This is a genomic window from Streptosporangium amethystogenes (assembly GCF_000721075.1).
Taxonomy (GTDB): Bacteria; Actinomycetota; Actinomycetes; order Streptosporangiales; family Streptosporangiaceae; genus Streptosporangium; species Streptosporangium amethystogenes.
This window is the reverse complement of the sequence record NZ_JOEQ01000024.1, coordinates 174,868-189,825: the sequence shown is the minus strand read 5'-3', so window position 1 is coordinate 189,825 and position 14,958 is coordinate 174,868. Positions and strand designations below refer to the sequence as shown.

At 70.8% G+C, this 14,958-nt stretch carries 11 protein-coding genes; 10 read left to right on the top strand and 1 reads right to left on the bottom strand.

What is annotated here, in order from left to right; all coding sequences use genetic code 11:
* The first annotated feature begins 42 nt into the window (after positions 1-42).
* From trpB to IG98_RS0129510, 8 genes are all read left to right on the top strand, one after another.
* A complete protein-coding gene (trpB, locus tag IG98_RS0129545; RefSeq protein WP_211264161.1) occupies positions 43-1,212 on the top strand; it encodes a tryptophan synthase subunit beta in 1,170 nt (389 codons plus the stop codon).
* Positions 1,213-1,270: 58 nt separating this feature from the next.
* Positions 1,271-2,065 carry a tryptophan synthase subunit alpha gene (gene trpA, locus IG98_RS0129540; protein WP_030919388.1) on the top strand — a complete coding sequence of 265 codons (795 nt, stop codon included), beginning with the start codon at positions 1,271-1,273 and terminating at the stop codon, positions 2,063-2,065.
* Between the two features lie 212 nt (positions 2,066-2,277).
* Entirely contained in the window at positions 2,278-2,808 is a 531-nt protein-coding gene (locus IG98_RS0129535; protein WP_342666858.1) for a MauE/DoxX family redox-associated membrane protein, read from the top strand.
* Positions 2,808-3,572 (top strand): DsbA family protein, encoded by a 765-nt coding sequence (locus IG98_RS0129530; protein WP_030919380.1) that lies wholly within the window; start codon positions 2,808-2,810, stop codon positions 3,570-3,572. Before IG98_RS0129535 ends, IG98_RS0129530 begins: the two co-directional genes overlap by 1 nt.
* Before the next feature lie 26 nt (positions 3,573-3,598).
* Positions 3,599-4,705, top strand: a complete 1,107-nt coding sequence (gene lgt / locus IG98_RS0129525; RefSeq protein ID WP_030919376.1) for a prolipoprotein diacylglyceryl transferase — start codon at positions 3,599-3,601, stop codon at positions 4,703-4,705.
* Positions 4,702-5,421 carry a VIT1/CCC1 transporter family protein gene (locus tag IG98_RS0129520; protein ID WP_030919373.1) on the top strand — a complete coding sequence of 240 codons (720 nt, stop codon included), beginning with the start codon at positions 4,702-4,704 and terminating at the stop codon, positions 5,419-5,421. Before lgt ends, IG98_RS0129520 begins: the two co-directional genes overlap by 4 nt.
* The gene (locus tag IG98_RS0129515; protein ID WP_030919370.1) at positions 5,418-6,263 is read left to right on the top strand and encodes a hypothetical protein; all 846 of its coding nucleotides are present in this window, start codon (positions 5,418-5,420) and stop codon (positions 6,261-6,263) included. Before IG98_RS0129520 ends, IG98_RS0129515 begins: the two co-directional genes overlap by 4 nt.
* A 73-nt stretch (positions 6,264-6,336) precedes the next feature.
* On the top strand, positions 6,337-6,957 hold the full coding sequence (locus IG98_RS0129510; RefSeq protein ID WP_030919367.1) for a hypothetical protein: 621 nt from the start codon (positions 6,337-6,339) through the stop codon (positions 6,955-6,957).
* On the opposite strand, the gene IG98_RS0129505 is transcribed toward IG98_RS0129510, so the two are convergent.
* On the bottom strand, positions 6,923-8,584 hold the full coding sequence (locus IG98_RS0129505) for a bis-aminopropyl spermidine synthase family protein (protein ID WP_084195745.1): 1,662 nt from the start codon (positions 8,582-8,584) through the stop codon (positions 6,923-6,925). The two genes, IG98_RS0129510 and IG98_RS0129505, sit on opposite strands and share 35 nt — an antisense overlap.
* 199 nt (positions 8,585-8,783) lie before the next feature.
* Between IG98_RS0129505 and gltB the strand changes: the two genes are divergently transcribed.
* Positions 8,784-13,289, top strand: coding sequence for a glutamate synthase large subunit (gene gltB, locus IG98_RS0129500; protein WP_030919362.1), 4,506 nt, complete (start codon positions 8,784-8,786; stop codon positions 13,287-13,289).
* Positions 13,290-13,359: 70 nt separating this feature from the next.
* Positions 13,360-14,838 carry a glutamate synthase subunit beta gene (locus tag IG98_RS0129495; protein ID WP_030919360.1) on the top strand — a complete coding sequence of 493 codons (1,479 nt, stop codon included), beginning with the start codon at positions 13,360-13,362 and terminating at the stop codon, positions 14,836-14,838.
* Positions 14,839-14,958 lie beyond the last annotated feature (120 nt).

Genomic DNA, 14,958 nt, shown 5'->3' with positions numbered 1-14,958 from the left:
GCGGATCTCGCCGGGAACGGCCTCCACGGCAACGACCCGGACATCCACGGCAAGTTCGGCGTCTTCGGCGGCCGCTACGTGCCCGAGGCGCTCATCCCGGCCCTGGACGAGGTCGCGGCGGAGTACGACAAGGCGAAGAACGACGTGGCGTTCCTTCGGGAGTTCGACCACCTGCTGCGCACCTACGCCGGGCGGCCGACCACGCTGACCGAGGTGCCCCGCTTCGCCGAGCAGGCGGGGGGTGCCCGGATCATCCTCAAGCGCGAGGACCTGACTCACACCGGCGCCCACAAGATCAACAATGTGCTCGGCCAGGCCCTGCTGACCAAGCGCCTGGGCAAGACGCGGGTGATCGCCGAGACCGGCGCCGGCCAGCACGGCGTCGCCACCGCGACCGCCGCCGCCCTGCTGGGCCTGGAGTGCGTGATCTACATGGGGGCCGTCGACTGCGAGCGTCAGGCGCTCAACGTCGCCCGCATGAAGCTGCTCGGCGCCACGGTCGTCCCGGTCACCAACGGCAGCCAGACCCTCAAAGACGCCATCAACGAGGCCTTCCGCGACTGGGTCGCCAACGTCGACCGTACCCACTACCTCTTCGGCACCATCGCCGGGCCGCATCCGTTCCCGGAGATCGTCCGCGACTTCGCCCGCATCATCGGCGTCGAGGCCCGCCGTCAGATGCTGGAGCTCACCGGCAGGCTGCCCGACGCGATCGCCGCGGCGGTAGGCGGCGGCTCCAACGCGATCGGCATCTTCCACGCCTTCCTCGGGGACGAGGGCGTCCAGCTGCACGGCTACGAGGCGGGCGGCCGGGGCCTGGAGAGCGGCGAGCACGCGCTCACCCTCACCGAGGGCTCCGTCGGGGTGCTGCACGGCTCGCGCACCTACGTGCTGCAGGACGAGGAGGGGCAGACCGTCGAGTCGCACTCGATCTCAGCCGGACTCGACTACCCGGGCGTCGGCCCCGAGCACGCCTGGCTCAAGGACACCGGCCGCGCCACCTACCACGGCATCACCGATGCCGAGGCGATGGAGGCCTTCTCGCTGCTCGCCCGCACCGAGGGCATCATCCCCGCGATCGAGTCCTCGCACGCGCTCGCCGGAGCCCTCAAGCTCGGTCGCGAGCTGGGTCCCGAGGCGACGATCCTGGTCAACCTCTCGGGACGGGGCGACAAGGACATGGGCACCGCGATGAAGTACTTCAACCTCTGACGACCGACTTGCCTCCCCTCCGGCGTGCCGGAGGGGACGAACCGCAACGGAAACAACGATGACGACTCTTCAGACGGTGTTCGCCAAGGCCAAGGCGGACGGCCGCGCCGCCCTCATCGGATATCTCCCCGCTGGGTTCCCCAGCAAGGAGGGCGCGATCGCCGTCGCCACCGCCATGGTGGACGCCGGCTGCGACGTGATCGAGATCGGCCTGCCCTACTCCGATCCCCTGATGGACGGCCCGACGATCCAGGACGCCGTGCACCGGGCGCTGACCAACGGCACCCGTATCGCCGACGTGCTGCGCACCGTCGAGGGCGTGGCCAAGACCGGTGCCGCCACCCTGGTCATGACGTACTGGAACCCGATCGACCGCTACGGTGCCGAGCGCTTCGCCGGTGACCTGGCGAACGCGGGCGGGGTGGGCACCATCACGCCCGACCTGACCCCCGAGGAGGCCGGGCCCTGGCGCGAGGCCAGTGCCGGGGCCGGGATCGACACGGTCTTCCTGGTCGCGCCCAGCTCCACCGAGGCCCGCATCAAGGCGGTCGTCGACAGCTGCACCGGCTTCGTCTACGCGGCCTCGCTGATGGGCGTCACCGGTGCCCGCGACTCGGTCGGCGCGGCCGCGCAGGGCCTGGTCGAGCGCACCCGCTCGCACACCTCCCTTCCGGTCTGCGTCGGCCTGGGCGTCGGCACCGGCAGGCAGGCAGCCGAGGTGGCGGGGTACGCCGACGGCGTCATCGTGGGGTCGGCGTTCATCCGCCGCGTTCTCGACGCGCCGGACGAGGCCTCGGGGCTGGCATCGGTCCGTGAGCTGGGCGCCGAGCTGGCGGCGGGTGTCCGCGGCTGACGAGCCCGTTCGAGAGCGCCTCCCTTGCTCGAAGAAAAGGGGGCGCTCCGGTTTCCGCGCCTGCCAGGCGGGCTTATTCGATGCTTATCGGGCTCGTGATGAGGTTTTCCTCGAATACCTGGCATTCGCCGAAGACGTCTGTGAACGGGGCTTGGAATAGGAGAATGGTGCTCGTGACCTCTGATAACCCCGCGCCCAATAGGTCGCGTATCGTGATTTCGACGCTACCCTGGGTAACGACCGTCTCGCGGCTGGTGCTGGCGGGAGTGCTGATCGTCGCGGGTTGGGGCAAGATCGGCACTCCGGTGCTCTCGGTTCAGGCGGTCGAGGCATACGATCTGCTCCCCAAATCGCTCGCCACGGCGGTCGGCTACGGCCTGCCGATCCTGGAGATCGTCGTAGGGTTGTTGCTGGTCGTCGGGCTGCTCACCCGAGCGGCGGGTGTCATCTCGGCGCTGCTCATGCTGGCGTTCGTCATCGGCATCGCCTCGGCGTGGGCGCGCGGGCTGCGCATCGACTGCGGCTGCTTCGGCGGTGGCGGTCAGCTGGCGGCCGGGGTGGAGCCCGACTACCTCATCGACATCCTGCGTGATTTCGGTCTCTTCGGACTCGGCGTGTTCGTCGCGGTCTTCCCCCCGGGGCGCTTCGCGCTGGACTCCGCGCTGGGGCTCACCCCGGGCGAGGAGTCGTACGAGGACGTCGAGAGCGATGATGAGGAGCTTCAGGAGAAGGAGGCTTACTGATGGGCAAGGCCGCGCGGGAGCAGTCGGCGCGTGATCGGATCAAGGCGCAGCGCGAGGAACAGTTGCGGAGGGAGAAGCGCAAGCGCGTGGCGACCATCGCGACCGTGGCCGTCGTCGCGATCGCCGCCGTCGGCGGCGGCTGGTGGTTCGCCGCCCAGAGCAGCAAGTCCGAGCAGGTCGGGGCCTCACTCGCGCCGATCACCGTCGCCGGGGACGGTTCGGTGGTCATGGCCAGGGCGGGTGTGGAGAAGCCGGTCCTGGACGTCTACGAGGACTTCCAGTGCCCCGCCTGCAGGGCGCTGGAGGAGACCAGCGGCCCAACGATCAAGAACCTGGCGGCCGAGGGCAAGGCCAAGGTGGTCTACCACCCGATCACGATCTTCCAGGAGCAGACCAACAAGGGGATCACCCGGGCCAACTCGCTGCGCGCCGCGTCGGCGATCCGCTGCATCCCCGGGGGCGCCCCCTGGATCGCCTTCCACGACAAGTTGTTCAAGGAGCAGCCCTCGGAGCTCGTGGAGGGTTTCAAGATCCCCGATCTGATCGCCTGGGGCAAGGACGCCGGGGTGACCGACTCCGGCTTCGAGGCATGCGTGACCAGCCAGGAGAAGGCGCCCGCGCACCTCGAATACAGCACCAAGGTCATGGATTCCCAGAAGCTCACGGGCACCCCGACGCTGAAGCTCAACGGCACCGAGTTGGACACGAACGTGGCTTTCAAACCGGCCGATCTGCGTCAGGCCGTTCTTGATGCCGCCAAGTAGCCCGGGACACGGTAACGTCACCTGACATGCCCCTCGCCTCGATTCCCAGCCCCTCCCAGGGGGTCTGGTATCTGTTCGGTGTGGTCCCCATCCGGGCCTACGCACTGTGCATCGTGCTCGGCGTCGTCGTCGCGGTAGTCATCGGCGAGCGCCGCTGGCGTGCCCGCGGCGGTGAGCCGGGGACCATCGTGGATCTCGCCGTCTGGGCCGTGCCGTTCGGCCTGGTCGGCGGACGCCTCTATCACGTCATCACCGACTGGCAGCTCTACTTCGGGCCGGACGCACCCAACGAGCCGATCGAGGCGCTGTTCATCTGGAACGGCGGCCTGGGCATCTGGGGTGCCGTCGCGCTGGGTGGAGTCGGTGTCTGGCTGGGGTGCCGCAACAGGGGCATCTCCCTGTCCGCGGTGGCCGACACCGTCGCCCCCGGGATCGCGGTGGCCCAGGCCATCGGCCGCTGGGGCAACTACTTCAACCAGGAGCTGTTCGGCAGCCCCACCGACCTGCCGTGGGGTCTGGAGATCGACCCCGACCGGCCCGGCACGGTGCCGGGTGAGGCCACCTACCACCCGGCCTTCCTGTACGAGTCGATCTGGGACCTGGGCCTGGCACTGGTTCTCATCTGGGCAGGACGCAAATTCGCGCTCCGCCACGCCCGCCTGTTCGCGCTCTACGTCGCCGGCTACACCGTGGGCCGCTTCTGGATCGAGGGGCTACGGGTCGACAGCGCCCACCACATCCTCGGCCTGCGGCTCAACCAGTGGACCTCGATCATCCTGTTCATCGGGGCGATGGCCTACTTCTGGTACGCCAGGAACAAGAGCAACACCGAGCAGGTCCGCCCGCTGTCAGATTCGGCCGTCGAGCCCGTGCAGGTCGAGACCGGCGACGCGGACAAGGGCGAGGCCGGAGCCGACACCGATGCCGAGCCGGTCCTCACCCCGGCCGCCTCGGACGGGGAGGACACCGCCGACCCGGCTCACCCGTCCGACCTGGCCGACTCCGACGAGAGCGGCCCGGCGAAGGAGGAGGATGAGCCGAGGCTCGTCTCCGGCACGCTCGCGGCCGACGACTCGGTCGATCCGGCCCACCCGTCCGACCTGGCCGACCAGGAGGAGAAAGGGTCCCGGTGAGTGGCGACGACTCGGGGGGCCGCGCCGAGATGCACCACCGGCATCGCGACGTCAACGGCGGCTGGCTGCGGCCGTCGGTGTTCGGCGCGATGGACGGCCTCGTCTCGAACTTCGCCCTGATCGCCGGTGTCGCCGGCGGCAACGCCGGCACCACGGTCATCGTGCTGGCCGGAGTCGCGGGGCTGGCGGCGGGCGCGTTCTCCATGGCCGGGGGTGAGTACGTCTCGGTGGCCAGCCAGCGGGAACTCGCCCTGGCCGAGATCGACGTCGAACGGCGCGAGCTCGAACGCCATCCCGAGGCCGAGCAGCTGGAGCTCGCCAAGCTCTACGAGGACCGGGGCGTCGAGCCCGCCGTGGCGGCCGAGGTGGCCCGGCAGATCTCGATGGACCCCGACCGGGCGCTTGAGGTGCACACCCAGGCCGAGCTGGGGGTCACCGCCCGGGACCTGCCCTCGCCCCGGATCGCCGCGATCTCCTCGTTCCTGTCGTTCGGCGTGGGCGCGCTCCTGCCGCTGCTGCCGTACCTGCTCGGGGTCACCAGCCTGACGACCTCGGCGGTGATCTCCTGTCTGGCCCTGTTCGGCGCGGGCGCGCTGGTCTCCCGGGTCACCGCGCGCAGCTGGTGGTACAGCGGACTGCGCCAGCTTCTTGTCGGCGCGGTCGCCGCGGCCCTGACCTTCGGCCTGGGCACCCTCCTGGGAGGGGTCGGACTGTGACCCCTCCGGCCGGCCCGCCCGCCACACCCGCGCGCAAGCGCCGCCGCACCTCCGCCAGGGCGCAGCCCCAGACCGAGAACATCACCCGGCTGGACGAGTGGGGGCTGACCCGGCGCCAGCAGCGGCTGCTGATGGTCCTCGGGGCGGTGGCGGGCGTGCTGGTCGCCGCGCTCGCCCTCACCCTCGCGATCTCCGCGATCGGCAACGACTTCGTGCCCGAACGGGCCACCGCCTCGGTCATCGGCACCGAGCCGAGGCCCGACGCCTACAAGGGCTGGCCCTCCTCCAAGGTGTTCGCCCCGATCGCGCAGAGCAAGGCCGACCCCAAGCCGCTGACGGTCAAGGATCTCTTCGCCACCAGGACCCTTAAGGAGGGCAGGATCACGCTGAGGCTGGCGGCCACCCGCCTGGAGGCCGACTGCGCGATGGCGACCTGGGGGCAGGGGCTCGCCGACCTGCTCGTCCAGGGCGGGTGCACCCAGGTGGCCAGGGGCCTCTACGTCAGCGCGGACGGCCGCCACGTCGCTCAATACACCCTGTTCAACCTCCGCGACACCGCCTCGGCCGACACGCTGGTGAACACGCTGACCACCCTGCACCGAGGCGGTTGGGTCCGGCCGCTCCAGGCGGGCAAGGCCGTCTTCCCCGTCGGGGGGCACACCGAGTCCAGCGGGCACGCCATGGGGCACTACGCGGGCCTGGTCTGGATCGGCAGGACCGACGGCGCCGATCCCGGCCCGAAGGACGACTTCGTCTCGCTGGCTCTGACGGTCCGCGGTGTGGAGAAGGCGATCTTCCGCCGCATCGTCGCCGCCTCTCCCGTGCCCGCCCCGTCCAAGTAGTCCCCGCCACCCCGGTGTCCGTCTCGGCTCAGTGGTCCCTGGCGTCCCGCCCGTCGAAGTAAGCTCTCTCCTCATGCGAAAGTGGATCGCCGTCACCGTCGCCGTGCTGGTCGTGGTCGCCGGGGTGGCGGCCTTCCTTCTGCTGGGGGGCAGGCCCGATCCGCGCGCGGCCGTCCTTCGCACGGAGCCCAGCACGGCCCACTACGCGCCCATCGCGACCCGTGTCCTCGACCCCCAGCCGCTGACCGTCGCCGAGATGTTCCCCGGCCCCTCGGTGTCGGCGGGCACCACCAGGCTCGCGCTCAAGGCCACCGAAACCCTCGCCGACTGCGCCGAGGCGGCCTGGGGGAGCGCGCTGGACGCGCTCGACGGGTGCACGCAGGCGCTGCGGGCCCGCTACGAGAGCGAGGACGGCGAGGTCTCCGGCCAGTTCCTGATTTTCAACCTCGCGGACTCCACCGCCGCGGACAGATTGGTGGCGGCGCTCAGGGGCGACGGCTTCGTCCGGCCCGCCCCCGACACGCCCGAGGGTTTCGACGGCTCACGCAGCTGGGCACAGGCCCGTGCTCTGGGGCACTACGCCACGGTGAGCTGGGTCGCCCCGGTGGTCGAGGGGGGCCAGGTGGATCTCACCTACCCGCAGGTCGCCGTGGACGGCCTCAGTCTGGCGCTCCAGCGCCGGCTGGTGCGCTGAGGGAGCTCTGCACCGCGGCCCGGAGCTCCAGGAGCCGGTGGGCGGGCAGTTCGAGGACCGTGACGTCGTCCGCCCACGGGGCGACGGCGGCGATGACCGCCCTGGCCTGCTTCTTCGTCAACTCGCCCCTGACCTTGATCAGGGCCTCGCGCCAGGTGTTGGCGAGCTTGCCGTGCGCGTTGTCCAGGACGCGGCGCAGGATCCGGGCCGCGTCGTCCTGGTGAGGTGCCGTCCGGACGGCGCGTACGGACGAGCCCTTGACGGTGAGGTCGTAGACGGGGGCGAGCAGGTCGGCGGGGAGGTTTCCGGGGGCCGTGGCCAGGGTGACCCGGACCTCCCCGGCGCGGGTGGCCAGCAGCAGCCGGGGCAGCGCGGCCTCCAGCCCGGCCGGTACGGAGATCGCCACCCTGGCCGGGGCACTGGCGTAAGGTTTGGCCAGCCAGGTCGCCAGGCGCGCTCTGGGGGCTTTGGGCAGCACGTCGCGGGGCCACTCGCCCACCAGCACCTCCGGGACGAACCCGTCCTCGAAACCGGCCGCGAGATCCGGGGCGGAGGCGGCGGAGTCGGCTGTGGACTCCACGGACTGGGGGCCCTGCGTGTAGATGGCGGTGCCGGAGGAGTCGGTACGGGCGGCAGCGGCCGGCCAGGTCCTTGTGGTGGGGCGCAGGACGTACAGGTCGGCGGCCGAGCCGATGGCCTCGGCGCCGAGGTAGCGGTTGAAGTCGGGGTAGATCGCCTCGTTGACCAGATTGAGCTGGGACAGGGCCTGCTGCACCTTGAGGGCGAGTGCGGGGGTGCGCTCGCTCGCTCCGTACGCCAGCATGATCCGGCCCTGCTCACGGTCGCGCAGTCCCTCCGCGCAGCGGGCGACGAACAGCCCGACCCCCTCGGGGGTGTAGGGCGGGTCGGTGATCGCCAGATCGGCCCAGCCCCGCGCGGAGGCGGGCAGTCCCAGGCGCAGGTCGGCCCAGCGGGTCCGCACGGCCAGCCCGAGCCGGTCGGCCTGGCCGGCGATGTAGGCCAGGATGCGCTCGTCGACGTCGACGACCGTCACCTCGACGCCGGGGTGCAGCATCGCGGTGGCCAGCGAGGTCAGGTCGTGGTCGCCCACGCACAGCAGCCGGGCGCCGTCCAGCCAGAACCGGGCGTCCAGCAGCAGTGCCCGCCGGACCACGGTGTCGCCGGTCGCGGCGACGTGGTCCAGCGTGTGGCGGCCACGGGGGGCCTTGGCGATCAGCCCGTCCATCCGCGCGACCAGTTCCGCCCGGTCGGAGAGGAGGTGCGCCACCGGGTCGGCCGGTGCCAGGGCGCTCACCTCCTGCCCGGCCCAGTGGGCGGGAAGCCTGAAACGGTCGCCGGAGCGTTCCAGCTCGCCGTCCACCTCGCGGAGCAGCGCCTCGATGGTCCGCCGCGACGTCGCGGTCCGCCTGACCAGGTCGGCGAGAGTCCACCAGCGGCCGTCGCCCAGCGCCGCCAGCGCGATCCTCAGCCGCCTGCCGTCGACGCCCTGCCGGGCGACGAGCGCCCCGACCCCCTCGTGGGCGGCCGGGCCGCCTGGCACCTCCGACACGCCCGAGGTGTCGGAGGTTCCGGTGTCGGTCGGTCCACTGGGGGCGGTCGGTTCCATTCGGCCACCTTAAAGCCCGGACCTGGAATGTCGTGCCATCAGCGCGTGTTAAACAAACCGGGCGAATCGGCGCCAAATCGGTGTGACCTGACCGGGTAGGCCGGTATCCGGCAGGGTACGGTAACCTCTACCCACCACGCAGCAGGGCCAACGTCGTCCCTTGCTTGTTCCAATGAAGCAAGACGACGGGAGGGATTCCATGCCCGCTGCCCACCTCGGCTTTCCCGAGCCCCAAGGCCTGTACCACCCCTCGCACGAGCACGACGCCTGTGGCGTCGCCATGGTCGCGGACGTGGCCGGCCGCCGCAGCCACGACATCGTCGCGAAGGCACTGACCGCCCTGTGCAACCTCGATCACCGGGGCGCACAGGGCAGCGAACCTGACACCGGCGACGGCGCCGGGATCCTGACCCAGATCCCCGACACCTTCTTTCGCACGGTGGTGGACTTCCCCCTGCCCGTGGCCGGAGCCTACGCCGCCGGCACGGCCTTCCTGCCCGCCGAGGCGTCGGCCCGCGCCGGGGCGGTGCGGCTGATCGAGGAGATCGCCGAGCAGGAGGGCCTGACGGTCATCGGCTGGCGGGACGTGCCGACCACCCCCGACCTGCCCGGGCCGAGCGCCCGCGCGGTGATGCCGTTCTTCGGCCAGCTGTTCGTGACGTCCCCCAACGGCGAGACCGGCCTGGAGCTGGACCGGCTGGCCTTCTGCCTGCGCAAGCGGGCCGAGCACGAGGCGAACGTCTACTTCCCCTCGCTGAGCTGCCGGACCATCGTCTACAAGGGCATGCTCACCCCGCTGCAGGTCGAGCAGTTCTTCCCCGACCTCAGCGACGAGCGCTACGAGACCGCGATCTCGCTGGTCCACTCGCGTTTCTCCACCAACACCTTTCCCTCGTGGCCGCTGGCGCACCCGTACCGCTACATCGCCCACAACGGTGAGATCAACACGGTCAAGGGCAACCGCAACTGGATGCGGGCCCGCGAGGCCATGCTGCGGACCGCGAACCTGCCGGGAGACCTGTCGCGGCTCTTCCCGATCTGCGACCCGGCCGGCTCCGACACCGCCTCCTTCGACGAGACCCTGGAACTCCTGCACCTCGCCGGGCGCCGGCTGCCGCACGCGGTGCTGATGATGATCCCCGAGGCGTGGGAGAACCACACCGAGATGGACCCCGCCCGGCGGGCGTTCTACGAGTTCCACTCCACCCTCATGGAGGCCTGGGACGGCCCGGCCTCGATCACCTTCTCCGACGGCACCCTGGTCGGCGCGGTACTCGACCGTAACGGCCTGCGCCCGGGACGGTTCTGGGTCACCACCGACGGCCTGGTCGTGCTGGCCTCCGAGGCCGGCGTGCTCGACATCGCCCCCGAGGACGTGGTCCGCAAGGGCCGCCTGCAGCCCGGCAAGATGTTCCTGATCGACACCGAGCTCGGCAAGATCATCGAGGACGACGAGATCAAGGCCGAGCTGGCGGCCGAGCTGCCGTACGCCGACTGGCTGCACGCCGGGCTGGTCCGCTTCGAGGAGCTGCCCGCCCGCGCGCACGAGGTCCCGACGCACGAGGCGCTGATCAGGCGTCAGCAGACCTTCGGCTACACCGAGGAGGAGCTGCGGATCATCCTGGCGCCGATGGCCAGGGCGGGCGCCGAGCCGATCGGCTCGATGGGCACCGACACCCCCGTCGCGGTGCTCAGTGAGAAGCCCCGGCTGCTGTTCGACTACTTCAGCCAGCTGTTCGCGCAGGTCACCAACCCGCCGCTGGACGCGATCCGGGAGGAGCTCGTCACCTCCCTGGCCACCACCATCGGCCCCGAGGGCAACCTGCTCGACCCGGGCCCGGCCTCCTGCCGCCAGCTGGTGCTGCCCTACCCGGTGATCGACAACGACGAGCTTGCGAAGATCATCCACATCAACGACGAGGGCGCGCTGCCGGGCTTCCGCCCGCACGTGGTCCGTGGCCTGTACGAGGTCGCGGGCGGTGGCGAGGCACTGCTCGGCCGTATCGAGGAGATCCGCGCCGAGGTCTCCGAGGCGATCGAGAGCGGGGCGCGGATCATCGTCCTCTCCGACCGGGGCTCCTCCGACGTGCTGGCGCCGATCCCGTCGCTGCTGCTCACCGGTGCCGTCCACCACCACCTGATCGCCGAGAAGACCCGCACCAGGGTCGGCCTGGTCATCGAGACCGGCGAGGCGCGCGAGGCGCACCACATGGCGCTGCTCATCGGCTACGGCGCGGGTGCGGTCAACCCGTACCTGGCCATCGAGACCGTCGAGGACATGGTCGACTCCGGTGCGCTGCGGGTCGACAGGCACAAGGCCGTGCGCAACCTCATCAAGGCGTACGGCAAGGGCGTGCTGAAGGTCATGTCCAAGATGGGGGTGTCCACCGTCGCCTCCTACACCGGTGCGCAGATCTTCGAGGCGCTCGGCCTGAGCCAGGAGGTCGTCGACGTCTGTTTCACCGGGACCACCTCCCGGCTGGGCGGTGTCGGCTTCGACGTCCTCGCCAAGGAGGCGGCGCTGCGCCACCGGCACGCCTACCCCCGGGCCGAGAACGCCCACCGCCGTCTGGAGGTCGGCGGCGAGTACCAGTGGCGCCGCGAGGGCGAGCCGCACCTGTTCAACCCCGAGACCGTCTTCAAGCTGCAACACGCCACCCGCTCGCGCCGCTACGAGATCTTCAAGGAGTACACCGGCCTGGTGGACTCCCAGGCCGAGCGGCTGATGACGCTGCGCGGCCTGTTCAGGCTCAGGGACGGTGTCCGCGAGCCGGTGCCGATCGACGAGGTCGAGCCGGTCAGCGAGATCGTCAAGCGGTTCTCCACCGGAGCCATGTCGTACGGCTCCATCTCGATGGAGGCGCACGAGACGCTCGCCATTGCGATGAACCGGCTGGGCGGCAAGTCCAACACCGGTGAGGGCGGCGAGGACCCCGAGCGGCTCCATGACCCGGCCCGCCGCTCGGCCATCAAGCAGGTGGCCTCCGGCCGGTTCGGCGTGACGTCGGAGTACCTGGTCAACGCCGACGACCTGCAGATCAAGATGGCCCAGGGCGCCAAGCCCGGCGAGGGCGGCCAGCTGCCCGGCCACAAGGTCTACCCGTGGATCGCCAAGACCCGGCACTCCACCCCGGGCGTCGGCCTCATCTCGCCACCGCCGCACCACGACATCTACTCCATCGAGGACCTCGCCCAGCTCATCCACGACCTGAAGAACGCCAACCCCGCCGCCCGCGTGCACGTCAAGCTGGTGGCCGAGGTCGGCGTCGGAACGGTCGCGGCGGGCGTGTCCAAGGCCCACGCCGACGTGGTGCTCATCTCCGGCCACGACGGGGGCACCGGCGCCTCCCCGCTGACCTCGCTCAAGCACGCGGGCGCCCCCTGGGAGCTCGGGCTGGCCGAGACCCAGCAGACGCTGCTGCTCAACGGCCTGCGCGACCGGATCACCGTCCAGGTCGACGGCCAGCTCAAGACCGGCCGCGACGTGGTCATCGCCGCGCTGCTCGGCGCCGAGGAGTACGGCTTCGCCACCGCGCCCCTGGTCGTCTCCGGCTGCGTGATGATGCGTGTCTGCCACCTGGACACCTGCCCGGTCGGCGTCGCCACCCAGAACCCCGAGCTGCGCAGGAGGTTCACCGGCAAGCCCGAGTTCGTGGTCAACTTCTTCGAGTTCGTCGCCCAGGAGATCCGCGAGTATCTCGCCGCGCTGGGCTTCCGCAGCCTGGAGGAGGCCGTCGGCCACGCCGAGCTGCTGGACACCACCTCGGCGGAGAACCACTGGAAGGCCGCCGGTCTTGATCTGGCGCCGATCCTGCACCAGCCCGAGTTGCCCACCGGAGCCTCGCTCCGTCGCGTGGTGGGACAGGACCACGGGCTGGCGAGGGCGCTGGACAACACGTTGATCCAGCTCGCGGAGGGCGCGCTCAAGGACGGCTCCCGGGTCACCCTCGAACTGCCCATCCGCAACGTCAACCGCACCGTCGGAACCATGCTCGGTCATGAGGTGACCAAGCGGTACGGCGGCGCAGGCCTGCCCGACAACACCATCGACGTGCGTTTCACCGGCTCCGCGGGCAACTCCTTCGGCGCCTTCCTGCCCAGGGGCGTCACGCTGCGGCTGACCGGCGACGCCAACGACTACGTCGGCAAGGGCCTGTCCGGCGGCCGGATCTCGGTCCAGCCGCACGAGGCGGCCCCGCTGGAGGGGCACATCATCGCCGGCAACGTCGGCCTGTACGGCGCGACCTCCGGCGAGGCGTTCATCCGCGGCGTGGTGGGGGAGCGGTTCTGCGTCCGCAACTCCGGTGCCACCGCGGTGGTCGAGGGCGTGGGCGACCACGGCTGCGAGTACATGACCGGCGGCAAGGCGGTCATCCTCGGCCCGACCGGCCGCAACTTCGCGGCCGGCATGTCGGGCGGCATCGCCTACCTGCTCGATCCCGACGTCGAGCGGGTCAACCGCGAGATGGTGGAGATCGAGGAGCTCGACGAGGCCGACTCCGAGGTGCTGCGCGAGATCGTCGAGACGCACCTGGCCGAGACCGGCTCCACGGTGGCCAAGTCGCTGCTGGCCGACTGGGACCCGTCCCGGTTCGGCAAGATCATGCCGACGGACTACAAGCGGGTCCTGCGGGCCGCCGAGTCCGCCCGGCTGGAGGGCCGTGACATCGACGAGGCGGTCATGATCGCCGCGGTCCAGGGGTGAGGCCGATGTCCGCGCTCACCCATACCGTTCACACCGCTCAGGCTGTTCAGGGATAAGGGAGGTACGACCGATGGCCGACCCCAAGGGTTTCCTCACGCACGGACGCGAGCTGCCGGCGCGCCGCCCGGTGGACGTCCGCATCCGCGACTGGCGGGAGGTCTACGAGGACTTCCCCAAGCCCACACTGACCAAGCAGGCGGCACGATGCATGGACTGCGGCATCCCGTTCTGCCACAACGGCTGCCCGCTGGGCAACCTGATCCCCGAGTGGAACGACCTGGTCTACCGGGACGACTGGCAGGAGGCCATCGAGCGCCTGCACGCCACCAACAACTTCCCGGAGTTCACCGGCCGCCTGTGCCCGGCTCCGTGCGAGGCGGCGTGTGTGCTCGGTATCAACTCCGACCCGGTCGCGATCAAGCGGGTCGAGGTCGAGATCATCGACCGCGCCTTCGACGAGGGCTGGGTCACCCCCCAGCCCCCCGCCTCGAAGACCGGTAAGCGAGTCGCGGTCGTCGGCTCGGGTCCCGCGGGCCTGGCCGCCGCGCAGCAGCTCACCCGCGCCGGGCACGACGTGGTGGTGTTCGAGCGCGCCGACCGGATCGGCGGCCTGCTCCGCTACGGCATTCCCGAGTTCAAGATGGAGAAGCGGCACATCGACCGTCGGCTCGCCCAGATGCGGGCCGAGGGCACCGAGTTCCGTACCGGGGTCAACGTCGGAGTCGACATCACGGCGGCGCGGCTGCGTGCGGAGTTCGACGCGATCGTGCTGGCCGGCGGCGCGACCCAGTGGCGGGACCTGCCCGTCGCCGGGCGCGACCTGAAGGGCGTCTACCAGGCGATGGAGTTCCTGCCGCCCTCCAACAAGGTCCAGGAGGGTGACTTCCCGGTCTCGCCGATCAGTGCCGAGGGCAAGCATGTCGTCGTGATCGGCGGCGGCGACACCGGTGCCGACTGCATCGGCACCGCGATCCGGCAGGGGGCCGCCTCGGTCACCCAGCTGGAGATCATGCCCCAGCCCCCGGCGGAGCGCCCCGGCAGCCAGCCGTGGCCCACCTTCCCCATCCTGTTCAAGATGGAGAGCGCCCACGAGGAGCTGGCCGACGGCAGCGGCGACCGGGTCTACGCGGTCTCCACCACCGAGTTCGTCGGCGACGCCGACGGCAACGTCCAAGCACTGCGCCTGGTCGAGGTGGAGGGCCCCGGCGCCGGGTTCAAGCCGGTGCCCGGTTCCGAGCGGGAGATCCCCGCCGAGCTGGTCACCCTGTCGATGGGCTTCGTGGGACCGGAGAAGAAGGGCCTGCTCACCGAGCTCGCCGAGGTCGCCGAGGGTGAGTTCTTCGACGCCAGGGGCAACGTCGCCCGGGACAGGGGTTACATGTCCTCGGTCGACGGCGTCTTCGTCGCCGGGGACATGGGCCGCGGCCAGTCCCTGATCGTGTGGGCGATCGCCGAGGGGCGCTCGGCCGCCTCGGCCGCCGACCGCTATCTCACCGGCTCCACGGCCCTGCCGGTGGCGATCCCGCCGACCGCGAGGCCACTGGTCTGAGCACAGCCGGTCTGAACACTGAGTAGGTTGTATTTGGTCCGTTTATGTCACGGCCGATATGAGCACGTCACGGCGTTCCCGGGTGCGGCGCCGCACCCGGGAACGCCGTGTGTATCGGCT

Coding starts and splice junctions, on each gene's coding strand:
- IG98_RS0129510 (WP_030919367.1), top strand. CDS start 6,337: ATGCGAAAGTGGATCGCCGTCACCGTCGCCGTGCTGGTCGTGGTCGCC.
- trpA (WP_030919388.1), top strand. CDS start 1,271: ATGACGACTCTTCAGACGGTGTTCGCCAAGGCCAAGGCGGACGGCCGC.
- IG98_RS0129530 (WP_030919380.1), top strand. CDS start 2,808: ATGGGCAAGGCCGCGCGGGAGCAGTCGGCGCGTGATCGGATCAAGGCG.
- IG98_RS0129495 (WP_030919360.1), top strand. CDS start 13,360: ATGGCCGACCCCAAGGGTTTCCTCACGCACGGACGCGAGCTGCCGGCG.
- lgt (WP_030919376.1), top strand. CDS start 3,599: ATGCCCCTCGCCTCGATTCCCAGCCCCTCCCAGGGGGTCTGGTATCTG.
- IG98_RS0129505 (WP_084195745.1), bottom strand. CDS start 8,584: ATGGAACCGACCGCCCCCAGTGGACCGACCGACACCGGAACCTCCGAC.
- gltB (WP_030919362.1), top strand. CDS start 8,784: ATGCCCGCTGCCCACCTCGGCTTTCCCGAGCCCCAAGGCCTGTACCAC.